Below are 22,360 nucleotides of genomic sequence, written 5' to 3' on the forward strand. Positions count from 1 at the left end.
AGGTATTTTAAAGATATTCATATCCTATCACTTTCAATCCTTCCAAGCAAAGAAGAAGCATAGGCTTTGCAGATTGTGCCATTCAGATTAAGAAAAAGATAATGTAGGCGAAATAAAACGCTAAAACGCTGATCACGATAAGCGTTGTTTCAAATAACCCTCCCGACTTAGCCGCTTTCTGTTTAGGGGTATATCGCGTCTTCGTTACTTTTCCTTGACGCGGTTTTTGCTGTCTTTGTCTTGTGACAGGCTGCGGCGGTGCTTTTGCAGCTTGTTTTCCCTGTACTGCCTTTTGCCCTGCATCGAGCATATCTTTCTTCATTTCTTCTGCGGATTGGTAATCTCCGTTCAATGCTGAAAAAAGCACTTTTTTGTACTTTTGCAGCAATGTGTTTCCTTCGATTAGAGACCTAAGCTGTTCCTTAGGCTGGTTTGTTTTCTTGAATTCTTTTTTATGCACGCTGTTGATCATAATCATGGCAACTGCGAACAGATCGTAGGAGGGCTCAGCTTTTCTTGTTCCATACCCCCAATAGCCCCTGTCGTAAAACTCGGTATACTCTTTTATCGCCCGGCCTTCCTTTGTTGTGCCGCCTACATCAATGCAGCGGATTCTTGCGGGCGGACCGGTTACGATCAGATTATCAGGTTTAAGATCGCCGAATATCCATCCTTGCTGGTGAAGCACCGATAAGCTGGATAACAGCTGAATCATCAATACCGGTATCCATTCTGCTCCTTTATCACTGATATAATTCAAAAGCAGCGGCCCTTTTATGTATTCCATTGCATAAAACGAAACCTTTGTATTGGTACTGAGGACATAGGCATCATCTGTATCAAAAAAAGAAGGCCCCATCGTAACGGACTGGGCCTTTGAGAAAGATTTCAAGACATTCACTTCAGAAGTAATAGACAAGCTGTCATCACTCACCTTTAAGGCAACATGTCCATCTGATGCTTCTGCCAAATACACAATTCCATTGGCCCCTTTTCCAAGCTGTTTACGCAATGTATAAGCGTTTCCGTTCCACTTGCCTTTGATTGTCATCCCCGGCTTGAGGCTACATGCCAAACTCGTCAAAGCGTCGTTCATCATCTGCCAGCATGCTCCTTCTTGAGCGAATTTTTTCAAACTGCAGTGTCGCTTCGCGTATCGCCGGACCTGTTGGGGTGATACCGCCTGTAGACAGCTTTGCAAAGAGCGTGGAAAGAGATTGCAGCTTCGGTGTCCAGTTCAGCACAAGCTCAACCTCTTGTTTTTTCCCGGGAAATATACACATCGCAAATTCGTTATTCCCGATTCGGGAATTCAGGCTGACAGACAAATCAATCAACGCCTCTTTTACAGTTGGAAGCTTAGGCGCCATACTTGCACTTGTATCAACAAGAACCAAAACCTGAAGATGAACCGTTTCTCCAAGCTCGTCTACCACTTCCATGACTTCACCGCGTTTTTCCGGTGAAAGCTCCTCCATCTCCACATTCTTTCCGAGGATTTGTTTCAGCTCTTGATTGACTACACCTTGTAAGGTTTGCGTCATCGCTTTTTTTGTTACCATTTGCACGGTTTGTGAAAGCTGAGATGCATAAACGACTTGATGCACGCCGCCTCCGGCAAGCGCAATCCCTTCGACTTCCTTCATCGCTTCAGGATCAATTTGGTTTTCTTCCATTATACCAATGACGTTTACCGTAATCCCCTGTTCTTTAGCATAAGCAGCCATTGCAAGCGGGTCTTCCCCATGATTCGAGCAGCCATCCGTTATCAGCAAAATTTGATTTAAATGTCCGTTATTCACATTCATTCCTCCATGGAGAATACGAGGATTCTCAGATTCATATATTCCCATCTTCGCCAGAAGAAATTTGATTTATACGAAAGCGTTATGAAATTTCTTGTTTGTTTTGAAAAATGGCCGGAACAGGAATGGATGCCCACTTCGGTGTATTGTGGTCAATCCGGACGACAACAACTGTCATATCATCCTCAATTTGGCCGGATCTCGTGCGAATGACTTCCTCCATGAGCAAATCGGCAATCTCCTGCGGGTCATCTGTTTTTAATCCCTTCATTTTGCGTTTCATCCATAAATCATGATTTTCCACATGCTTAGGGCCCTCAAAAATGCCGTCACTCATCATAATCAAGAGGTCGCCCGCTTTCAGCTGCTCACTCACAACCTCCACATCGAATTCATTAATAATACCGATTGGCAGATTGCTCGCTTGAACTTTCATTACCTGGTCGCCCCGTTTGATAAAGCTAGGCGTCGAACCGACCTTCAAAAATTTACAGCTGGCATCTTGAAGATCGATAATAGATAGGTCAAGCGTGGAATATATCTCGTCAGTTGTCCTTAGGGACAGTATGCTGTTGATCGTTTTAATTGCTATTTTTTCATCAATGCCGGATTCAAGGATTTTCTCAAGAAGCTTGATCGTTTCATTGCTTTCGAAGTGCGCCCTTGCACCATTGCCCATACCGTCACTAATTGCCGCAGCATATTTTCTGGCCCCAAGCTCTATCATGCTGTAGCTGTCGCCGGAGACAAGGCCGCCGCCCTTCGCAGCGTGAGCGGCACCTGTAGATACCCTGTATGATTTTGTTGATCCAAAGGCTACATGACTGTACACATTCGGATGCGGGGAGTGCTGTTCGGCTTTCACAAGAATTTGTTCTTCCAAAATATCAGAAAGCATAGGGGCAATAATTTTTTCACTTTCTCCATGTCCGCTGAACGGAATGGTCATTTCAATATCGATGTTTCCTTGCTCAAGACTATAGATCTCCACATGCTGAATCTCGATTCCGAAATGCTGAAGCGCCTCTATGATTTGTTCTTCCTGCAGAAAGTGCTGTTCTCGCTCTCTTTTTATTTCCCGAGAAAAGTCTGCCATGACTTCAGAAACACCTAAAAGCTGTTCAGCAACTAAACGTCTGCTGTCCTGCACTTTTTTCTTAAGTGTCAAATGGGCATGGTGATGTGCTAGTTCGTCCTCAATCAGCTCTTCAACCTGCTTTGATTTAGAACAATACTGATGAAACTCTTTTTTCAGCCTTCGGTTTGATGCATATTCTTTTTCTTCTGTTTCAAGCATAACTTGTTTCATTAAGTCATATGTTTTATCAAAGTTCTGTACCCAGCACCTGTTTTTCTTGTAGCACGTCTGGCAGGAATGCTCTGTGATTTTGCTTAAAAACAGATCAACTTCGCTGTCATCTTCCGGTTCGTCTGATGCTTGATAAAAGGTGGCAAAGCTTTCAGACAGCGCATGGAATACATTGGAGAACTGGTCTACCTTTTGAGCAGTGACATCTCTGATTTTCCTAGCATATTGCTGCTGCTCCTGAAGATGCTCTACAGTTCCCGGAATATATCTCGCCACTTTCTTTGTAATTGATTGAGGTGTAAGCAAAAACAGGCCGACTGCGATTAATGACTCATAGAGTGTTGTCATCAGACCGGCAGAGCCTTCACCATATAATGAAATAAGAAGTGAACCAACGATCAGCCCGATTGCTGCGCCCGCTTTTTTCCCTTCCTTCAGCAAACCGCCTAATAAACCCGAAAAAGCGAGCAGACTCATTTGATAGAGATTTCCGATATTCGCCAAGCCAAGAATCAGACCGGTCACGACACCAACCGTACAGCCAATGCTTGCACCGCCAATAAAGGAAAAACTCAACACAACATAACGTGCCAATATATGTTCTGCCTGCATACCTTGGTAGGACAAGCCGGCAAGCCCTGTCAGAACGGAAGCAATTAGGATCATAAAGCAAATAATTTCTTCTATTTTCAATGATTGTTTCACTTTTTTCACGGTAAAAATCGGAAGGCTCTGAAGGAAAATCAGCGTCAAAATAAAGGATAGTCCAGCTTCAACCACAGCCATTACATAATCATAGGTTGTAAACACGCCATTTTGAGCGTACACAAATCCGGCTCTTGCTGCAGCCATGGAGAAAAACACGACAATCGGGAGTGCTTTCACGCGATCGTCGGTGATGAAGGCGGCCACTTTAGAACATACGAAGAATGCCAGCAAAGCCGCTAGTATGAGCAATGAGTGCTTCGGAGAAATGGTCAGCGCACCCGCAAGCACAGCCAGCACCGCATAAAGCGCCTTGTCTCTTCTGATAAGAAGCATCGCTCCAAAGAAAGGAAGTGCGAAAGGAAGCACCTCGGATAATATGAAAGCACGTCCAAGCAAAAATCCAATGACGACATAAATGAACCCTTTATAGAAAAACAGTGAATGCAAATGATGAGTCACTAGCTTCGCGCCCCTGTTAAAAAACGATTGGAGTTTTTCCAAAGCTTGTCCCGCCATTGGCCCGTTCACTCTTCTTTCTGCTTTTTCCATTCCTCTCATCTCCCACCTGTTATATTCGTTGCCTGTCATTATAGCGAAAGCACAGATAGGATTTTGTCAAAAGAAGGGAACAAGACCAAAGAAGTCTTCGACGGTTTCTGCCTAGATATTCGTTTATCAAAAGAATATCCGGAATGTTGTCTAAAAATGAAAAAAATCGGTTTCTGTATCAGAAACCGATTTTCTTAGGATGACCCGTACGGGATTCGAACCCGTGTTACCGCCGTGAAAGGGCGGTGTCTTAACCGCTTGACCAACGGGCCAAACAAATATGGTAGCGGCGGAGGGGATCGAACCCCCGACCTCACGGGTATGAACCGTACGCTCTAGCCAGCTGAGCTACACCGCCATATTGTTTTATGCTTCTAAGCACAAGTTATATAATACAAAGGTTTGTCCTTTTCGTCAACAGAAACTTTAATGTTATAATTTTCTGATTTTTAAAGCGGGGGCGAATTATAAAAAAGCATCCGTCGGGATGAACGGATGCTTCATTTATTTATAGAAAGCAGCAAGTTATCCTCTTCTTGCTCCGCGCCCTCCACGTTTTGATTCCGTATTGCGTTTTAAAGATGACAAGCGATCTTCGCTGTCTTTTAAAAACTTATTCATTTTCTGTTCAAAAGATTCTTTCGGACGGAAATCATTTCTAGGTCTGGCTTGCGGACGGTCTTTAGCTTTTTTAATAGATAAACCAATTTTCCCGTCTTTTTCAACGTTGATGACTTTCACTTCAACTTGGTCGCCGACTTTTAAGTGATCGTTAATGTCTTTGACATAGTTATCAGCTACCTCACTGATGTGAACGAGACCGGTTGAGCCTCCAGGCAATTCAACAAATGCTCCAAAATTTGTAATACCTGTAATTTTCCCTTGCAACTTGCTGCCAACTTCAATCGACATAAAAAAAGTGCTCCTCCTTAGGCTTATAAAAAGATCGTTTGCTTAATTATACCTAAATAAAAATTTAAGTGTCAACAAGGCTACTTGCTCTTCTTCTCCACATTGAAGATAATTTCTCCGTCTCCGGACATGAATAAGTCCCGTCTGGCAAGCTCTGTGACGTAATCCTCATCCTTCAATTTGGATATTTCTTCTTTTAAATCCTCTTGTTTTGTCTTTAAACTTTTTAGTTCTTTTTCAAGCTGTTCTTTCTTTTCTTCTTTTGCGCTAAGGGAAGATGTTTGGGACCATACAGAGCTCGCCAGCACTATTGCCGTCAGAAATACTAGGGCGCCGAATACAGTCAACCGCCTGTACAGCCCTTTGCGTCTTCTTTTCTTCAGCTGATTTTGCCGCTCTACCTGTTCTTTATAGTCATTTTGTATTTCAGTTATCGTTCGTTCCCTGGAAAAATTCAAACCAGACGGTCCTCCTTTCATCTCTTCAAAAAACGTGTAATGGTCGTTCTTATGGTTATCAATAGTTTCTTCTTCTTTTTAAGAAATCCTGCACCTTTTTCTAAATAACGTCTCATAGTTAGACGTATTTTTTCAGGAAGAAGTTTCAAACATTGTTTTGCGATAAAACGGATCGGAAAACACAGAACCATAAATATTTTATATAGACACAACAAAAGAAAAACGATTAGGCGGTATGTTTTCTTTAATAAAAACGCCGCTAGCCAAATAATCGCTCCGCATGTCCACAAAATAGGACGAAATAACACGTGCTGAATAAGTTTTTTGAAGAATTGATAAACAGAAACTGCAAGGTAAATGACGAATTTCAGTGTTTTTATATAGATTCGCTTGCAAAGGCTCTGATACGTCGCAATGCCCAGCAGAACCGCTAAAAAGATATACAGCCTGAATTCTCCCTCATTTACACTAAGCAAGACATAAAAGAAAAGCAGCCCCTGCACAATCCAGAAAAGAATATCATGAATAAATAATAGCCATCTGGCAGTTTTGGCACGAATGACAAAGAGCCGGTATGTATCAAGCGACGCGCCAAGCCAGAGACCCATACCGGACATCGCCAGCATTGTATAGAATTGTGTCGTCAGCGTCATTTAAACAACTTGCTAAAAAACCCTTTAGCTTTATCCCCTTGTTGTTCGTCTAAGTACACTAAATCAAATACCCTGCCTTTAATAGATACAATCCCTTTTTCCACATCTAAATTTTTCATCTGCAGGTTTTGGCCTCTGACTGAGAGCATTCCCATCACCGTTTCCAGCAGGAACTCTTCATTGTCAAAGCTCTCCACATGCTTAACCCCTGAAATATCTAAATGCTTCCGGCCTTTCATTGTCACATCGTGCTGTTCCGGAACAGACGAAGAACCGTTTTGATCATAATATGAATTCATCTATTCAGCCCCCATATCCTCGATACTTTTAGCATTATTACTGCATTGTATGAGGCGGGGGATATTTTTAGAACAAGCCTATTCGCCGAGTTTTTCTTCTTTTAGAATCGTATACATGTTTGCAGCTTCTTCTTTTTTCGTCGTGTCCTTCAACTCATTTACTTGAACCGTTACAAGCTTTTGGCCGAAGCGGACCTTTAATTCATCTCCGGCTTTCACGTCAGAGCTTGCTTTTGCCTGGTTTCCGTTAATAGAGATTCGTCCTTGGTCAGCTACTTCCTTTGCTAGTGTACGTCGCTTAATCAGCCGTGATACTTTCAAAAATTTATCTAATCTCATATTTATGATCTCCTCTCAGTTTCTTTTGCTTCATTCCACAGTTTATCCATGTCCTCAAGAGACATATCGGCCAGCTCGATTTCTTGTTCCTTCGCTGTTTTCTCAATATACGAGAACCGTCTCCTGAATTTGTCATTGGTCATCGCCAGTGCTTCCTCCGGTTCTATTTTGTAGAAGCGGGCTGCATTCACCAGTGCGAACAACACGTCGCCAAACTCGGCCTTGAGATTGTGTTCATGAGGCTCTTCAGAAATCTCAGCAGAAAATTCCTTCATTTCCTCGCTTACCTTTTCCCAAATATCACTGACGTCTTCCCAGTCAAAACCTACTTTTGCTGCTTTTTTCTGCAGTTTAGCGGCTTTCGAAAGAGCTGGAAGGGTCTTCGGCACGCTGTCTAATAAGGATGCTTCCGATGTATTTTTTTCGGCTTTTTTTATGTCTTCCCAATTTGCCAAAACATCGTTTTCATCCTGAACCTTAACATCTTTAAACACATGGGGATGCCTTCGGACCATTTTTTCACTGATTCCTTTTATGACATCATCAATTGTGAAGTAACCTTCGTCTTCACCGATTTGCGCGTGAAGTAAGACCTGAAGCAAAACGTCGCCAAGCTCTTCGATCATATGGTCTGTGTCTTCTTCGTCAATTGCTTCGAGAAGTTCATAACACTCTTCAATCATGTACTGTTTTAATGACTGATGAGTCTGCTTTTTATCCCACGGACATCCATTAGGCCCGCGAAGCTCTCTAATGATGCTTCGGAACGCGGAGAATTCGTGATAAAGCAGCTTCTCTTCTTTAATCGGCGGAATATACACACTTGTTAAGTTATTCAAGGCGACATTGCGGTCCAGCTCAAATAAAGGCACTGTCTGGATCTCCTCGTCACGGCTTCCTGCTGCAGTCACAATCACAACCTCATAATCATCAGGCAGCTTCTCCATCAATGTCAGCTTGACTTCAGAAGCCGTCATTTGGTCGTAAACCTGACAAATGATCAGGTGATGTCTGAGCTCAAGCTCATCCGCAGACAATGTGCCGGCATCCACAAATTGAAAGCCTTCAATCGGGTCAATTTGCAGGGCGTTAAATGTGGCATCAAGAAAACTTTGTCCTCCTGCGACTTTTACTTGCACGTTTTTCTCTTCCTGCCGATCCGTCAGCAGCTGTACTGTTTTTTCCGCAACAAAAGGGTGTCCCGGCACAGCATAAACCACGTCCTCTTCCTGCGCCGCTTCAAAGAGGATATCAGCAATTTCTTCATATACGGCATCGAATTGGTCGTGTTTCTCATATATATCGTCAAAAAAAAGGATGTTCTTCGTATCTTTTTCAAGCTCCTGAATTAAGGGATGATCCTTGGTTCTGACATACAGCGTATCTGCCTTCGTCAGCAGCTTATGTATGCCAATTGTCAATTGGTCCATGTCTCCGGCACCAAGTCCGACAACTGTAATATTACCCGCCATTTTGTTCTCTCCTTCTCCTGATTTTGCTTAACTTACTGCCAAAAGGCACACTGTTCAGCTCTTCATCTGTAAATATTCCCAACTTCATCATACAACAAATAAACGCCGCGCCACCAATGGCGACAGCAGACAGACTTTCAATCGCAGCCGCTCCTCTGCCTGCTGCAGGAATCAAGAAAGTCCAGAGACGCATATATACAAGCAAGACAGCCGACATCAAAAGGGCGGATCCAATGATCGGAATCATAACGCCTCTGAGCTTACCGAGCCATTCCTTTTGCCGAAGCAGATACAAGTTAAGAGCGGCGACAGCCGCAAAGGAAGCCGCTGTCGCAAGTGATGCACCTTCAATCCCATAGCGCGGAACCAAAAGAGTATTTAACACCCATTTCACTGCCACACCTGCGCCCACCGCTATCGCAGGAAAAACTGTGTATCCCGCGCCTTGCAAAACTGCGGCTGCCGTGACCGCCAAGGATGCAAACAAAATGGAGCAGCTAAATACTTGTAACGCAGCTGTCCCTTCACCATTTTGAAACAGCATGATGTTGACCGGCTTAAGAATGCAAATCAATCCAACCGACGCGCCTGTACCCAGCACAAGACACAATTTTAAAGATGACGCGGCTTTTTCTTTCATGATCTTAAGCTCTTTGTTCTTTACGGCCTTGGAAATATACGGAACGAGTGATGTCGCTATGCTCACCGCGAAAACCGAACCGAGCTGCAGCAAAGGCTGCCCCCGATCATAAATCCCCTTTAGGCGTTTTGCTTCTTCGCTTGCCTCACCGCCCGAAAGCAAAGCATATAAATTCAACGCATCGACAAGCTGGATCAACAAAAGGAGCAAACTGCTTATACAAATGGTAATAGAATATAAAAGCAGTTTTTTTACCAATTCTTTTGTTGTTATGACATTTTCATTTTGGCTACCCGTTTGTTTGCCTCTTTTCATTTTGAACCAAAAAAATCCAAGTATGATCAATGCAACTAAACTTCCGGCAAGAGACCCGGAAGCGGCTGCCGCTCCGACAGTATAAAGCGAGGCTCCCTTTTTGACGAGCCAAAATGATAAGCCCAGAAGCACCGCAACCCGCAGTAACTGCTCTGTCATCTGCGATAAGGCTGAAGGGAGCATGTCGTGCCGCCCTTGAAAACCGCCTCTAAGCAACGCGACAAACGGGAACAGCAAAAATGAAAACGCAGTCACTTGAATTAACACGGCGAGATGTGAATCTCCCATAAAAAGTGCGATTGGAGCAGCACCCATATATAAGCAAAGAAATAATAAAATACCGATTAAAGATAAAAACAACGCTGATATTTTTAATATGGTGTGATGGCTTTTTTCACTATAATCATTCATCAGTTTCGAAATAATGACCGGAAATCCTGATGTTGACAGCATGACCGCAATACCAAGAAAGGGATATACCTGCTGATATATATAAAATCCAACATCGCCGACAATGTTTTGAAACGGGACTCTGTAAACGGCGCTTAATATTTTTGAGATGACGCCTGCCAGAATTAAAACAACAGCCCCCTGCCAAATCCAATGCCGTTTGACGCCTATTGAATCGTCCATCCAAAAGCTCCTTCCCAACGTCAGGGACAATACGGTTCACGTATTGCCGCGGCACAAATAAAAACGAGGTTATTATACCACATCCCAACCCTCGGAATCCTTTCTGGGCATGCACGAAAAAAGAACAGCGTCCCCAGGAGAGCTGTTCTTTTCATACCTATTTTCGATAAAAGGAATAAGACCTACTGTTCCATTTGTCGCGCCAAAAATCCAGCTGCTGTCTCAACGGCTTTATGCTCTACTTCGCCCATTGTCTGATCCTTTGAAAAAATAATCACGGCGCCTATCGGATCACCATTCGCCACAATCGGGCAGACAGTGTAAGAATTCATTTCCTCATCTATGCCATTAACAAGCTGTACTGTTTTAGCATCACTCTCAAGCACGGAACTGCGCTGATCCATTGTTTTTTCCAGCATTTCACTGATCGGCTTGTTTAAGTAGTCTTTTTTCGAGCTGCCGGACACGGAAATATAGACATCACGGTCACAAATCAGTACTGAATGTCCGAGACTGTCATAAAGCGCGTCTGCATACTCCTTTGCAAAGTCTCCAAGCTCACTGATCGGAGAGTACTTTTTCAAAATGACTTCTCCGTCACGATCTACAAAAATCTCAAGCGGATCGCCTTCCCTGATTCTCAGAGTTCTGCGAATTTCTTTAGGAATCACGACCCGACCTAAGTCATCAATACGACGTACGATACCGGTTGCTTTCATCTCTGGTGCCTCTCTTTCATTTGATGGTATATACATGTGGGAAAGACCTAAAGCAGTTACTTTATGTACCTTCCGCCTCGCTTGAAATTAGTATCCGTCACATCAAATGTAATATACACCAGAGAGTAACAAAATTTACGTTGAAGAAATGGTTTGCTTTTTCACATTTTTTAAGCCTTTCAGCATGCCCAGCACGGTTTCGAGCCATTCATCGGCACTGCGGCCTTTCGTCTGTATGGAAATTTTGAGTTTTTTTCCTTCCATTCCCAGTCCGATTTGTCTGCCATATTTATTGCCGAGCTCAAACAGCTTCTGTCCGTCAATTTCAGCACTTGCTTCTTCAGAAATCGTCAATCTGACAGCATCTTTATCCTGCTTAATCAGCTCAACACGTTCATGTTTCGCATGAACCTTCATTTCTGCAACAGTAAACAAGTATTCAACTTCTTTTGGATAGTTTCCAAATCGGTCGATCATTTCGTCTTGAAGTTCATTCTTTTCTTCGATTGTAGCCACAGACCTGAAGCGTTTATACATATCAATCTTCTGTTTTCCGTCTTGAATATAAGTTTCAGGAATATAGGCATCAAGCTCGACATCAATTTCTGTTTCAAACTTCTCCGTTTTCGCTGTGTCTCCTTTACGCTCTTCAATGGCCTCCTTCAGCATTTGTGAATAGAGGTCAAATCCGACCGAGTCGATGAAGCCGTGCTGCTGGGCGCCGAGAAGATTCCCGGCTCCGCGAATCGTTAAGTCACGCATTGCGATTTTAAAACCGGAACCAAGCTCTGTGAATTCTTTAATGGCCTGCAGCCTTTTTTCAGCAACTTCTGTCAGTACTTTATCGCGGCGGTACGTAAAGTACGCATACGCCACACGATTAGAACGGCCGACACGCCCCCGCAGCTGATAAAGCTGAGAAAGTCCCATTTTGTCGGCGTCAAATACAATCAGCGTATTGACGTTCGGGATGTCTACGCCGGTTTCAATAATGGTTGTGCTAACGAGAACGTCTGATTCTCCTTCAAGAAAACTTAGCATAACGGTTTCTAGTTCGTTTTCTGTCATTTTCCCATGCGCATACGCTACCTTAGCGTCAGGGACAAGCATAGAGATCTCATCCGCTTTCCGCTCAATATCCTCTACCCGGTTGTACAAGAAATAGACCTGGCCTCCACGCGCAAGCTCACGTTCAATCGCCTCTCTGACAAGGGCGCCGTTGTATTCCACAACATACGTCTGTACGGGGAAGCGGTTTTCCGGCGGAGTCTCAATGACTGAAAGATCCCTTACGCCAAGCATAGACATATGCAGCGTACGCGGAATAGGCGTCGCGGTTAATGTTAATACATCCACATTGGCTTTGATCTGCTTGATCTTTTCTTTATGGGTTACACCGAAACGCTGCTCTTCATCAATGATGAGGAGCCCTAAGTCTTTATAAACGACATCTTTGGATAGCAGCCGGTGCGTTCCGATGACGATATCAACAGTACCGTTTTTCAATCCTTTGAGCGTTTCGTTCGCTTCTTTCCTCGTTCTAAATCTGCTGAGCAGGCCGATATTAATCGGATAGTCCTGGAAGCGCTCAGTAATGGTTTCATAGTGCTGCTGTGCCAAAATTGTTGTCGGAACAAGCAGCGCTACCTGCTTTCCGTCACTTATCGCCTTAAATGCAGCACGTATAGCAACCTCTGTTTTTCCATAGCCCACATCTCCGCATAGCAAGCGGTCCATCGGACGTTCTCGTTCCATGTCCTTTTTGATTTCGTGAATGGAACGGAGCTGATCCTCAGTCTCTTGATAAGGGAACGCCGATTCAAATTCCCGCTGCATCTCCTGATCAGGAGTAAACGCATAGCCTTTGCTCGCTTCTCTTTCGGCATAAAGCTTAATTAAGTCATCCGCAATATCCTGAACCGATGTCTCTACTTTTTTCTTGACCCGCTTCCATTCGCTTCCGCCTAATTTATACAGCTTCGGCTCTTTTCCTTCGGAGCCAACATACTTTTGCACTTGGTCAATTTGCTCGACAGGTACGTATAGCTTGTCGCTTCCCTGATAATGAATGTTTAAATAGTCTTTGTGGATCCCATTGATTTCAAGGGTTTCAATCCCCAAATACTTTCCGATCCCGTGATTAATATGAACGACATAATCACCGATTTGAAGCTCGGAATAGCTCTTGATGCGCTCCGCATTTGTAAGCTTCTGTTTACGAGGCTTCTTTTTCACACGGTTTTTGAACAGTTCTTCTTCTGTAATAACAGCAAGCTTCATTAACGGTAGCTCAAATCCCGATTGCAGCTCACCTTCCATGATATAGACCTGTCCCTGAACAAGCGCTTTTTTGCTGTCCGTCACGGCGGCTTCGATTTCATAATCAGCCAGCACAGAAGATAACCTCTGTGTACGTTCCTTGTTTGCACCTAAGAATACAACGGTGAAGTTTGATTTTTTAAAGCGTTCCATTTCACCCGCAAGCACGTTCATTTGGCCATGAAAACTCTGCATTTGTCTGCTTGACACATTGACGATATTTTGCGGGCTCGTATGCTGTACATGCCGCAAAAATAAAGAATAGTACAGCAGAGACCGTTTTTGCTCAGATACTATTTTTTGGAAGTCGAATGACAAACTGATGTCATGCAAAATCTTCCCTTCCTCAAGAAGGTTTGTTATGAACTCCGCTTCTTCTTTTTGAAGCTGCTCTTCCATCTCATGAATTCGGCTGACTTCATCTAAAATCAGAAGTGTGTTATCAGGTGTATAATCTAGTAAACTAGCAGGATTTTCATAGAAGTATGAGAGATACTTCACCAGTTCCTGATCTGTCTGACCTTCAGACAAGCGTTCTTTGTCATGAGAAATATTCGTATGAAGAATTTCTTTTTGCTTGTCGTTCTTTAATTTTTTTAGGCTTGCGGCAAGGCCTTTATCAAGTTTCTCCATCGCCCGAACTTTTTCTTCAGATCTGATAATCAGTTCCTTAGCAGGGCCAACATTGATAGAGGTAAGGGTCTCAATTGACCGCTGATCATCTGAGTTAAAGCTGCGGATTGAATCCACTTCGGTGTCAAAAAGTTCAATTCTCACCGGATGCTCTGAAGTCAGCGGGTATATGTCAATGATTCCTCCGCGAATGCTGAATTCCCCGGGTGCAGACACCATATCAGACCGCTCATATCCTACCTCTACCAGCCGTGATGCGAGCTGATCAGGTTCGATATCATGGCCAACTTGAATGAGCATTTGACTGTTTTTCCACACCTCTACAGGCGGCAGCATTCTTCTGATTGCAGCTACAGGAGCAACGACAATTGGCGCTTCTCCATTCGTTAATCTATTAATGACATCTAATCGCTGCGCCCGCAATTCGGGGCTTGCGACTGCTATTTCTGATGAAATGAGTTCATTGACGGGGTACAAAAGGACAGATCGATCCCCTAGGAGTACAGTCAGATCATCCGTTACTTTCTGGGCTTGATATAAATTATGGGTGATTAGAAAGATAGGCTTATTCGTTTCATTAGCCAAGGCAGAAGTAAAAACAGAACGCGCGGAACCCGACAGACCCGCGAGCAGCTGTTCCTTCAGCCCCTCGTGTAAACCGTTGATGATGGATTTAAAGTCATCGCTTTCTTTTATAAAGGTTTGAATGTTGTCCATATGGCCCCTCCTCTCTGTTTCCTGTGAGAACAGAAAAACGCTTTGGTCTAGTATCTACACCAAAGCTTTTTATTGAATAAATGTGTGATGTTCGTGGTAATGCGGATTTCGGTCAAGCGCCTCTTGGCAATCTTCACATATTGTCAAAACTTGAACATCTCCATTTTCTTTATAAGAAATCATATCGTTTCTTTCTTCGTTTGTTAAGTGCTGAAAACCGAGTGAGTCAGTCGATACCATGGAAGATTCGAGACTGCCTACTTTCACTCCGCAATGACGGCAATAATAATGCAAAGCCATACAAGGGACCTCCTGATGAAAAAGTTATTTTGGTGTAGTATGGGCTTTGTTGATTCATTTTATACCTTTGCGTTAAATTCGTTCATGACTTCTAAAAACGGCTTGCTCAGAGAAGCTTCACAAGCCTTCACAGATTTTTCGATCGCTTCACCTATATCAGGTGCCTCCTCCTTGGTGAAGGAGCCTAACACATAGTCAACGACCTTCATACCGTTTACAGGCCGGCCGATTCCGATGCGAATGCGGTCAAACTCGGATGTTCCAAGATGCTGGATCAATGATTTGATGCCATTGTGCCCTCCGGCGCTTCCTTTTGTTCTTAAACGGATCTTGCCAGCCGGAAGATCAAGATCGTCGTAAATGACTGTTAAATCTTCGTTTTCGACATCATAATAGTCCATTAAAGGCCGCAAACATTCTCCTGATAAATTCATATATGTAAGCGGTTTAACAAGTAGAACCTTTTTGCCGGAAACAAATCCAGTTCCGTATAATCCATTAAATTTATTTTGATTCAGCTCAATATTCCATTCCTTCGCAAGCTGATCTATCACCATAAATCCGACATTATGCCGTGTGTTTTCATAGTTTTTCCCCGGGTTTCCGAGACCGGCAATCACAAGCATGGCGAATCCTCCCTTAGTCACATAAACTCCCGTCTGCATAGCGGGCTATAATTCTTCTCATTCTAGCACAAAAGACGTAACCGCGGGAGGGTTACGCCTTAAGCTATTAATGTTCTTTGTTTTCACCTTCAGGCTGAGCATCGGCAGATTCCTCTTCATCTATCTCAGCTGCTTCCTGTTGCTGCGGAGGAAGGATAGAAGCTACGACCTCATCTGATTCTTGATTAAAGGCGTAGTCACCGTCAGCAGCCAGATCCGCAATAGTGAGTACCTCATTTACATCAAGGTTTGAAATATCAGCCTCAATCGTTTGCGGAATGGCTTTTGGCTTTGCCTTTACAGTAAGTGCATGCAGCGGCTGCTGCAATACGCCTCCGTTTTTCACTCCGATGGCTTCTCCGGTCAAATAAATCGGAACTTCCACCTCAATGTCTTCACTCATATTGACCACTTGAAAGTCAGCGTGAGTGATTTCATTTTTCAGCGGGTCCGTTTGCAGGTCTGTCACCATGACAGAATGTTTTTCTCCGCTGACGTCAAGCGTGATGACTGTATTTTTACCTTCGTCCCTCAGCGTTTTAATCAGCTCCACACTGTCTAATGATACAGGTTTGTTTCCCGTGTCATTCCCATATATGATACCTGGAACATGTCCTGAAGTACGGATATTCCGAAGAGACGAACGAGTAAAATCCGTTCTTTCTTTTGCCGTTAAAGTTGCCATATTCAGCACCATCCTATAATCGTTTTATTGTCCTACTACAAACAATACCCATAACGATAAGGATTTAAACCTCAAAATTCGGTTTAGCTGAACAGATAGCTGACTGATTGCTGCTCATGAACACGAATAATGGCTTCAGCCAAAAGCGGTCCGACTGAAAGCTGCTTAAACCGTTCAATTTTCTTTTCTTCAGGAAGCTTGATGCTGTTTGTCACAACAAGCTCTTTGATTGTTGAATTATTAATACGTTCAACAGCAGGGCCTGATAGTACAGGGTGTGTGCAGCATGCATATACTTCTTTCGCTCCGTTTTCAACGAGCGCATTAGCAGCAAGTGTAATGGTACCTGCAGTATCGATAATGTCATCGATAAGGATAGCGGTCTTCCCTTCGATATTACCTACAATATTCATGACTTCCGCCACGTTTGGACGCGGACGGCGTTTATCGATTATCGCAATCGGCGCTTTTAGTCGGTCAGCCAGTTTGCGGGCGCGTGTCACACCGCCGTGGTCTGGTGAAACAATGACGATATCTTCAAGGTTTTTGCCTTCAAAATATTCTCCTAAAATCGGAACACCCATTAAGTGGTCAATCGGTATATCAAAGAATCCTTGAATTTGCGGCGCATGCAAGTCTAGCGCAATTACGCGAGTAGCACCGGCTGTTTCAAGCAGATTTGCGAAAAGTTTTGCTGTGATTGGCTCACGGGATCTTGCTTTTCTGTCTTGACGCGCATAACCATAATAAGGAATAACAATGTTAATCGTTTTTGCAGAAGCGCGTTTTAACGCATCTACCATAATTAACAGTTCCATAATATGCTCGTTAACGGGGGCACTTGTAGACTGGATGATATAACAGTCACATCCGCGAATACTTTCTTCGATATTAATTTGGACTTCCCCGTCACTAAATCTTGTGACAGAACATTTCCCTAATTGAACTCCAACTATATCTGCGATTTCTTTTGCAAGCTCTGGATTCGAATTCAAAGAAAAAATCTTTAAATTCTTATCTCCGTATTGATTAGACATGGATAAACCTCCGAATTTAGGATTATTTTTTATGAATATTTTTCACATAATCGTCTTTATTTACTTGTCTCGCTCTGGCAATAGCAAGCGCTTTTCCAGGTACATCTTCCGTAACAGTTGAACCCGCAGCAACATAAGCGCCTTCTCCGACTGTGACAGGGGCAACCAAGTTGGAATTGCAGCCGATAAACGCGCCGTCTTCAATATTCGTCAAATATTTATTCTTTCCATCATAATTGACAGTTATTGAACCGCAGCCCAAGTTAACATCTGTGCCTACCTCAGCATCACCGACATAGCTTAAATGAGAAGCCTTGCTTCGGTCTCCGAATTGAGTCTTTTTGATTTCAACAAAATTTCCGATCTTCACTTCATTCCCGATGACAGAATCAGGTCTGATGTGAGCAAAAGGTCCTATGTTTACATCATTCCCCACTTGACTGTGATTGACTACCGATTGTTTAATCACCGTACGGCTGCCAATTGAACTATTCATAATCTCCGTATGAGGTCCGATAATCGTATCTTCTCCGATTTGCACCTCACCTTTAATCACAGTTCCAGGATAAATCACAGTATCGCTTCCGATAACAGCGTCAGGAGAAATATACGTGTTCATCGGGTCAATCAGCGTTACGCCATTTTGCATATGCCGTTTATTAATACGCTCTTTCATAAATTGTTCTGCCTGAGAAAGAGCGACTCTATCATTAACTCCGAGTGTTTCTTGGAAATTACCAGTCTGGTAAGCGGCAACAGTTTCGCCTTCGTTTTTAAGAATCTCTATGACATCCGGCAAATAATACTCACCTTGAGCATTATCATTAGACACCTGATCAATGGCCCGGAATAGCGCTTCATTGTCAAAACAATACGTACCGGTATTGATCTCAGTTACAAGACGTTCTTCTTCAGAGGCGTCCTTATGCTCAACAATTTTTTGAACCGCTCCGTTTTCGCTGCGAATAATACGTCCATATCCGGTTGGATCTTCTGCAACCGCAGTTAAAATCGTAGCTTTCGCTTCTCTTTGTGTATGTTCTTTCAGCATCTGTTCCATTGTCTCAGCTGTTAAAAGCGGCGTATCTCCGCAAATGACAATTGTGACGCCTTTTTCGTCAGCAAGAAATGGCTGTGCCTGTTTTACAGCATGAGCAGTGCCAAGCTGTTCTGCTTGAAGCGCATACTCGCTTTTATCACCAAGCTTCTTTTTCACTTCTTCCGCACCATGTCCGACAATCGTGACAAGCTTCGATAAAGATAACTTTAAGGCTTCATCCACGACGTGCTCTGCCATAGGCTTACCGCAAACTGGATGAAGGACTTTATAAAGCTTCGATTTCATTCTTGTTCCTTGTCCAGCCGCTAAAACAACTGCAAACCGCTTATCCATTTATTGGCCTCCAATATCCCTTTTATCCATAGAAAAATATATCCTAAATATCTTCTGATTTCAAGGAGACTTCATGAAGTGCAAGAATTTTCTATTGAGTGCAATTAAGTTTGAAAAATCAGAATTAAAAAAGGACTGCCGGCAAAGGCTTTTGTCAGCCCTTTCAGCAGTCCTTGCTTTTTGGTTATTTTTTAAGAAGCTCCAGCTTCTTCGAATTCTAATGCTTCAGTGTCACCCATACGATGATACTCATTTAACACGGCATCTTGAATCTTCCCTCGCGTGCTAGAATTAATAGGATGAGCAATATCTCGGAACTCTCCATCAGGGGTGCGTTTACTCGGCATCGCAACGAAAAGACCATTGTTTCCATCAATCACACGAATATCATGAACAACAAATTCGTGATCCAGCGTGATGGATGCAATCGCTCTCATGCGACCATCGGTATTCACGCGGCGTAATCTTACGTCAGTAACTTCCACAGTAGTTCACCACCTTTTCCCTATATAAAAGCATTAGTGTATCAATTCCACGATTTTTTCTGAAATCCTGCTCGTTTTTAAAATATTTTTTGAAAAAATAGGATATAGTTACACAATTAGGTCATAACGCTTTTATTTCGGGCATAAGGTAAATAAAAAAAGTGATTCCGAGGGTCACCCAGAATCACTTTTTATTATTATTTTACCAATGCAATAACTTCGATTTCGACTAGGGCGTCCTTCGGCAGTCTCGCGACTTCAACACAAGATCTCGCCGGTTTGTGAGTGTCAAAATATTGCCCGTACACTTCGTTTACTTCTGCAAACTGTTCCATATCCGCAATAAATACAGTTGCTTTTACAACTGTTTCTAAAGAAGCGCCTGCTTCTTCCAGCACCGCTTTTAAGTTGCTGAATACTTGATGAGTCTGCTCTTTAATATCACCGTTCACCATTTCACCTGAAGGAGTCAAAGGAATTTGGCCTGAGCTGTAAAACATATTATTTACGATAATCCCTTGTGAGTAAGGCCCGATTGCCGCTGGGGCATGTTTTGTGTGGACTGCTTTTGTCATGATTCTGTCTCTCCATTCTTTAAAAGATTGTCTTTAAAAAAACGCAGAAAATTGCCATTCTGAATTTCAATGGACTTCTCTTTCATGTTGATGGTTGAAAGAGTAAGAAGTGACATGTATTCATCAACAAGACGTTCATCTACTCCTTCGGCTTCAACCAAGACGCCGATTCCCGCCACATTTGCGTTAAACTCATCCAACAGGTTAATCATACCATTAATTGTGCCGCCTGCTTTCATAAAGTCATCAATAATGAGTACGTTTGAACCCGTTTTCATGCTTCTTTTCGCAAGTGACATCGTTTGAATGCGGTTTGATGAGCCTGAGACGTAATTAATGCTGACTGTAGAGCCTTCTGTTACCTTGTTATCTTTGCGAACAATGACGACAGGCACATTCAGATAGCTCGCAGCCGCGTACGCCAGAGGGATGCCTTTAGTGGCAACGGTCATGACAACATCAATTTTGCGCTCTGCAAACACAGAAGCAAACAGCTTCCCTACCTTGGAGAGTACAGATGGCTTTCCTAAGATATCCGTTAAATATACATAACCGCCCGGAAGGATACGTTCAGGATTTGCCAGCGACTGTCCAAGTGTCTGCACAAACTCTTCAGCTTCAGCCTGTTTCATTTTCGGAATGTATTTGACGCCCCCGGCAGCTCCGGGAACAGTAAGCAAAGTACCAATCCCCTGCTGCTCAAAGGTTTGCTTAATAATTGTTAAATCTTCACTGATCGATGATTTTGCAGATTCATACCGCTCAGAAAAAAAGGTTAGCGGTATTAACTCGTGCGGATGGGTTAACAAGTAATTTGTTAAGTCCACCAATCTGCCGCTGCGACGAAACTTCATGAACTTACCCCCAAAATCCGAATATTTTAAGATCAATATAACTTAACATACGGATTTAATCAAGAGCGTTCTGTTCGCCGATCATTCTCACCGCATAAACCTGATCGCAGAAGCCTCTTAACCCGTTATAAATTCTCTGCACCTTCGACTCATACTGAACCAGTCCAAACACGGTCGGGCCGCTCCCGCTCATTAACACGGCGTCTGCGCCAAAGCGTTTCATCTGGTTTTTGATCATCGCAACTTCAGGATGTATATCAAGCGTAACAGATTCGAGCACATTGCCTAAACGGCTGCACATCTTTTGAAAACTCTTTTCCTCTATAGCTTCAATCATGCCATGTACATCGGGATGCTCAACATCATCCAGCTTCAGCTGTCTGTACACTTCAGCAGTTGAAACACCGATTGTCGGTTTCGCTAAAATGACCCAGCAGTGCGGAGGCGTGCTGATGTGTTTAATTTTCTCGCCGCGTCCAGTTGCCAGTGCAGTTCCGCCATAGATACAAAATGAAACATCGGAGCCAATTTCCGCTCCAAGCTCGGCAAGCGTTTCTGCAGAGAGATTTAAATTCCACAGTCTGTTCAGCCCTCTGAGCGTCGCCGCCGCATCACTGCTTCCGCCGGCAAGACCAGCAGCCACCGGAATCATCTTCGTAATCATGATGGAAACTCCCTTTTTTACGTTGTATCTGTCCTTGATCAGTTTGGCAGCCTGATAAGCTAAGTTTCTTTGATCATCAGGCACAAAACGGTTGTGGGAGGAGACTCTCACTTCATCCTCTGCCAGCTCCGTCAATTCAATCCGATCCGCTAAATCAATCGTCGTCATGATCATTTCGACTTCATGATAGCCATCCGGGCGTTTTCGGGTGACATCAAGTGACAGATTGATCTTCGCTGGCGCTTTTTCTAAAATACGCATAGCTTTCACCTACTTCTCCATCTAAACATAAGTATGAACATTGTATCACATTTGAAGTACAGGATGAACATATCCATATTGCAGCCTATTATGTATTTATATCCAAAATAAAAACCGGGGAACTGCACGTCCCCCGGGTCACATCCTTATCGGTTATTCTGATTCTGAGCCATTTGCTGTTCAGCGATTTCAATGGCGCGCTTTACCATGTTACCGGCATCGCGGGCGCGAATTTCGCCCCAGCCGCCATTTTTCACTGTGTCATAAAAACCAAGGTCTTTAGCCAGCTCATATTTAAACTCATCTGACATAACTCCACGACGTCTGCCCAAACGAAACAACCCCTTTTTTAGAAGTGATAGCCATTCGTGCACGTCACGATAATATGTGACCGTTTTTATCTTTTGTTAATAACAGATGAAACTTTCGTTAAAATTACTGGAAACAAAAAAAGGGCAAAACAAAAAGCAGTAAACAAAAGGTTCACTGCCCGTTAAAATGCCACTGAGCTTGCGGCGTCATCATTAAAAGTCAGCTCAACAGTCTCAGTCAAAATATCAGCATAACTGTATGAAACTCTTTCAAACGAGTTCTCGTCTTGATCTAGTTGTATCACAAAAACAGAAGGGTACGTCTCAGCTAAAATGCCCGAGCGCTCAATCGTTTTTCGGCGGCCACCGTTTGCCTTTAACGTCAGCCTTTTACCTAAATTCCCATCAAGCGATCTTTTAATGTCGGACAACGTCTTCGCCATTGCATCCACCTCACTATACTTATTGTACAACACGAGCCCATTTTTGTCAAATAAAATTTAAATTATATCAACGTTGATAAGACGTTGTCAACAAAATTATTTTGACAAAATTCTATGATTCCTTAATTATTTTCCGCAAGTTTCGGTAAATTATGTATCATTATGTAAAATAAAAAAACCGCATAGTTCTCCTATGCAGGTTTTCAT

At 43.2% G+C, this 22,360-nt stretch carries 23 protein-coding genes and 2 tRNA genes; all 25 read right to left on the minus strand.

The window, feature by feature from the left end; genetic code table 11:
• Nucleotides 1–82: 82 nt before the first annotated feature.
• The gene (gene prkT, locus JMN17_RS20860) at nucleotides 83–1,099 is read right to left on the minus strand and encodes a protein kinase domain-containing protein (protein WP_202329167.1); all 1,017 of its coding nucleotides are present in this window, start codon (nucleotides 1,097–1,099) and stop codon (nucleotides 83–85) included.
• Nucleotides 1,065–1,802 (minus strand): VWA domain-containing protein, encoded by a 738-nt coding sequence (locus tag JMN17_RS20865; RefSeq protein ID WP_148964466.1) that lies wholly within the window; start codon nucleotides 1,800–1,802, stop codon nucleotides 1,065–1,067. The genes prkT and JMN17_RS20865 overlap by 35 nt, the downstream gene beginning before the upstream one ends.
• Nucleotides 1,803–1,887: 85 nt before the next feature.
• Nucleotides 1,888–4,371, minus strand: a complete 2,484-nt coding sequence (spoIIE, locus tag JMN17_RS20870) for a stage II sporulation protein E (RefSeq protein ID WP_087991865.1) — start codon at nucleotides 4,369–4,371, stop codon at nucleotides 1,888–1,890.
• 200 nt (nucleotides 4,372–4,571) lie between these two features.
• Nucleotides 4,572–4,643, minus strand: a tRNA-Glu gene (locus JMN17_RS20875).
• 9 nt (nucleotides 4,644–4,652) lie between these two features.
• Nucleotides 4,653–4,729: transfer RNA gene (locus JMN17_RS20880), tRNA-Met, on the minus strand.
• Between the two features lie 167 nt (nucleotides 4,730–4,896).
• Nucleotides 4,897–5,283, minus strand: coding sequence for a S1 domain-containing RNA-binding protein (locus tag JMN17_RS20885; RefSeq protein ID WP_003218379.1), 387 nt, complete (start codon nucleotides 5,281–5,283; stop codon nucleotides 4,897–4,899).
• 80 nt (nucleotides 5,284–5,363) lie between these two features.
• Nucleotides 5,364–5,741, minus strand: a complete 378-nt coding sequence (gene divIC / locus JMN17_RS20890; RefSeq protein ID WP_087991866.1) for a cell division protein DivIC — start codon at nucleotides 5,739–5,741, stop codon at nucleotides 5,364–5,366.
• A 17-nt stretch (nucleotides 5,742–5,758) separates the two neighbouring features.
• Nucleotides 5,759–6,394, minus strand: a complete 636-nt coding sequence (gene yabQ / locus JMN17_RS20895) for a spore cortex biosynthesis protein YabQ (RefSeq protein ID WP_087991867.1) — start codon at nucleotides 6,392–6,394, stop codon at nucleotides 5,759–5,761.
• The gene (yabP, locus tag JMN17_RS20900) at nucleotides 6,391–6,693 is read right to left on the minus strand and encodes a sporulation protein YabP (RefSeq protein ID WP_087991868.1); all 303 of its coding nucleotides are present in this window, start codon (nucleotides 6,691–6,693) and stop codon (nucleotides 6,391–6,393) included. The genes yabQ and yabP overlap by 4 nt, the downstream gene beginning before the upstream one ends.
• A gap of 78 nt (nucleotides 6,694–6,771) precedes the next feature.
• On the minus strand, nucleotides 6,772–7,032 hold the full coding sequence (locus JMN17_RS20905; protein ID WP_087991869.1) for an RNA-binding S4 domain-containing protein: 261 nt from the start codon (nucleotides 7,030–7,032) through the stop codon (nucleotides 6,772–6,774).
• A gap of 2 nt (nucleotides 7,033–7,034) precedes the next feature.
• Entirely contained in the window at nucleotides 7,035–8,504 is a 1,470-nt protein-coding gene (gene mazG, locus JMN17_RS20910) for a nucleoside triphosphate pyrophosphohydrolase (protein ID WP_202329168.1), read from the minus strand.
• Entirely contained in the window at nucleotides 8,494–10,092 is a 1,599-nt protein-coding gene (locus tag JMN17_RS20915) for a putative polysaccharide biosynthesis protein (protein ID WP_202329170.1), read from the minus strand. The genes mazG and JMN17_RS20915 overlap by 11 nt, the downstream gene beginning before the upstream one ends.
• A gap of 182 nt (nucleotides 10,093–10,274) precedes the next feature.
• Nucleotides 10,275–10,811 carry a stage V sporulation protein T gene (spoVT, locus tag JMN17_RS20920; RefSeq protein ID WP_202329171.1) on the minus strand — a complete coding sequence of 179 codons (537 nt, stop codon included), beginning with the start codon at nucleotides 10,809–10,811 and terminating at the stop codon, nucleotides 10,275–10,277.
• 135 nt (nucleotides 10,812–10,946) lie between these two features.
• Nucleotides 10,947–14,480 carry a transcription-repair coupling factor gene (mfd, locus tag JMN17_RS20925; RefSeq protein WP_087991872.1) on the minus strand — a complete coding sequence of 1,178 codons (3,534 nt, stop codon included), beginning with the start codon at nucleotides 14,478–14,480 and terminating at the stop codon, nucleotides 10,947–10,949.
• A gap of 69 nt (nucleotides 14,481–14,549) precedes the next feature.
• Complete coding sequence (gene fin / locus JMN17_RS20930; RefSeq protein ID WP_087991873.1) at nucleotides 14,550–14,780, minus strand: anti-sigma-F factor Fin; 231 nt, start codon at nucleotides 14,778–14,780, stop codon at nucleotides 14,550–14,552.
• 59 nt (nucleotides 14,781–14,839) lie between these two features.
• On the minus strand, nucleotides 14,840–15,406 hold the full coding sequence (pth, locus tag JMN17_RS20935; RefSeq protein WP_087991874.1) for an aminoacyl-tRNA hydrolase: 567 nt from the start codon (nucleotides 15,404–15,406) through the stop codon (nucleotides 14,840–14,842).
• Between the two features lie 106 nt (nucleotides 15,407–15,512).
• A complete protein-coding gene (locus tag JMN17_RS20940; RefSeq protein WP_087991875.1) occupies nucleotides 15,513–16,130 on the minus strand; it encodes a 50S ribosomal protein L25/general stress protein Ctc in 618 nt (205 codons plus the stop codon).
• Nucleotides 16,131–16,213: 83 nt separating this feature from the next.
• Nucleotides 16,214–17,167 (minus strand): ribose-phosphate diphosphokinase, encoded by a 954-nt coding sequence (locus JMN17_RS20945; RefSeq protein WP_064814082.1) that lies wholly within the window; start codon nucleotides 17,165–17,167, stop codon nucleotides 16,214–16,216.
• Between the two features lie 22 nt (nucleotides 17,168–17,189).
• Nucleotides 17,190–18,560 (minus strand): bifunctional UDP-N-acetylglucosamine diphosphorylase/glucosamine-1-phosphate N-acetyltransferase GlmU, encoded by a 1,371-nt coding sequence (gene glmU / locus JMN17_RS20950; RefSeq protein WP_202329172.1) that lies wholly within the window; start codon nucleotides 18,558–18,560, stop codon nucleotides 17,190–17,192.
• 191 nt (nucleotides 18,561–18,751) lie between these two features.
• Nucleotides 18,752–19,045, minus strand: coding sequence for a septation regulator SpoVG (gene spoVG, locus JMN17_RS20955; protein ID WP_087991877.1), 294 nt, complete (start codon nucleotides 19,043–19,045; stop codon nucleotides 18,752–18,754).
• 197 nt (nucleotides 19,046–19,242) lie between these two features.
• Nucleotides 19,243–19,620 (minus strand): 2-iminobutanoate/2-iminopropanoate deaminase, encoded by a 378-nt coding sequence (ridA, locus tag JMN17_RS20960; protein WP_003218344.1) that lies wholly within the window; start codon nucleotides 19,618–19,620, stop codon nucleotides 19,243–19,245.
• Complete coding sequence (gene purR / locus JMN17_RS20965; RefSeq protein ID WP_087991878.1) at nucleotides 19,617–20,474, minus strand: pur operon repressor; 858 nt, start codon at nucleotides 20,472–20,474, stop codon at nucleotides 19,617–19,619. The genes ridA and purR overlap by 4 nt, the downstream gene beginning before the upstream one ends.
• Nucleotides 20,475–20,529: 55 nt before the next feature.
• Complete coding sequence (ispE, locus tag JMN17_RS20970; RefSeq protein ID WP_087991879.1) at nucleotides 20,530–21,399, minus strand: 4-(cytidine 5'-diphospho)-2-C-methyl-D-erythritol kinase; 870 nt, start codon at nucleotides 21,397–21,399, stop codon at nucleotides 20,530–20,532.
• A 146-nt stretch (nucleotides 21,400–21,545) separates the two neighbouring features.
• Entirely contained in the window at nucleotides 21,546–21,731 is a 186-nt protein-coding gene (locus JMN17_RS20975) for a small, acid-soluble spore protein, alpha/beta type (RefSeq protein WP_003218333.1), read from the minus strand.
• A 161-nt stretch (nucleotides 21,732–21,892) separates the two neighbouring features.
• Nucleotides 21,893–22,153: a biofilm formation stimulator Veg gene (veg, locus tag JMN17_RS20980; RefSeq protein WP_003218330.1), complete on the minus strand. Its 261-nt coding sequence runs from the start codon at nucleotides 22,151–22,153 to the stop codon at nucleotides 21,893–21,895.
• Nucleotides 22,154–22,360: the final 207 nt, after the last annotated feature.

The sequence above is a fragment of the Bacillus sp. RHFS10 genome (assembly GCF_016757475.1).
In the GTDB taxonomy this organism is placed as follows: Bacteria; Bacillota; Bacilli; order Bacillales; family Bacillaceae; genus Bacillus; species Bacillus subtilis_G.

Excerpts from the sequence above, each read along its gene's own strand:
- prkT (WP_202329167.1), bottom strand. The coding sequence starts at position 1,099 with ATGATGAACGACGCTTTGACGAGTTTGGCATGTAGCCTCAAGCCGGGG.
- fin (WP_087991873.1), bottom strand. The coding sequence starts at position 14,780 with ATGGCTTTGCATTATTATTGCCGTCATTGCGGAGTGAAAGTAGGCAGT.
- yabQ (WP_087991867.1), bottom strand. The coding sequence starts at position 6,394 with ATGACGCTGACGACACAATTCTATACAATGCTGGCGATGTCCGGTATG.
- ridA (WP_003218344.1), bottom strand. The coding sequence starts at position 19,620 with ATGACAAAAGCAGTCCACACAAAACATGCCCCAGCGGCAATCGGGCCT.
- mazG (WP_202329168.1), bottom strand. The coding sequence starts at position 8,504 with ATGGCGGGTAATATTACAGTTGTCGGACTTGGTGCCGGAGACATGGAC.
- JMN17_RS20915 (WP_202329170.1), bottom strand. The coding sequence starts at position 10,092 with ATGGACGATTCAATAGGCGTCAAACGGCATTGGATTTGGCAGGGGGCT.
- mfd (WP_087991872.1), bottom strand. The coding sequence starts at position 14,480 with ATGGACAACATTCAAACCTTTATAAAAGAAAGCGATGACTTTAAATCC.
- veg (WP_003218330.1), bottom strand. The coding sequence starts at position 22,153 with ATGGCGAAGACGTTGTCCGACATTAAAAGATCGCTTGATGGGAATTTA.
- JMN17_RS20905 (WP_087991869.1), bottom strand. The coding sequence starts at position 7,032 with ATGAGATTAGATAAATTTTTGAAAGTATCACGGCTGATTAAGCGACGT.
- purR (WP_087991878.1), bottom strand. The coding sequence starts at position 20,474 with ATGAAGTTTCGTCGCAGCGGCAGATTGGTGGACTTAACAAATTACTTG.
- glmU (WP_202329172.1), bottom strand. The coding sequence starts at position 18,560 with ATGGATAAGCGGTTTGCAGTTGTTTTAGCGGCTGGACAAGGAACAAGA.
- spoVT (WP_202329171.1), bottom strand. The coding sequence starts at position 10,811 with ATGAAAGCAACCGGTATCGTACGTCGTATTGATGACTTAGGTCGGGTC.
- ispE (WP_087991879.1), bottom strand. The coding sequence starts at position 21,399 with ATGCGTATTTTAGAAAAAGCGCCAGCGAAGATCAATCTGTCACTTGAT.
- spoIIE (WP_087991865.1), bottom strand. The coding sequence starts at position 4,371 with ATGGAAAAAGCAGAAAGAAGAGTGAACGGGCCAATGGCGGGACAAGCT.
- JMN17_RS20940 (WP_087991875.1), bottom strand. The coding sequence starts at position 16,130 with ATGGCAACTTTAACGGCAAAAGAAAGAACGGATTTTACTCGTTCGTCT.
- JMN17_RS20885 (WP_003218379.1), bottom strand. The coding sequence starts at position 5,283 with ATGTCGATTGAAGTTGGCAGCAAGTTGCAAGGGAAAATTACAGGTATT.
- yabP (WP_087991868.1), bottom strand. The coding sequence starts at position 6,693 with ATGAATTCATATTATGATCAAAACGGTTCTTCGTCTGTTCCGGAACAG.
- pth (WP_087991874.1), bottom strand. The coding sequence starts at position 15,406 with ATGCTTGTGATTGCCGGTCTCGGAAACCCGGGGAAAAACTATGAAAAC.
- JMN17_RS20945 (WP_064814082.1), bottom strand. The coding sequence starts at position 17,167 with ATGTCTAATCAATACGGAGATAAGAATTTAAAGATTTTTTCTTTGAAT.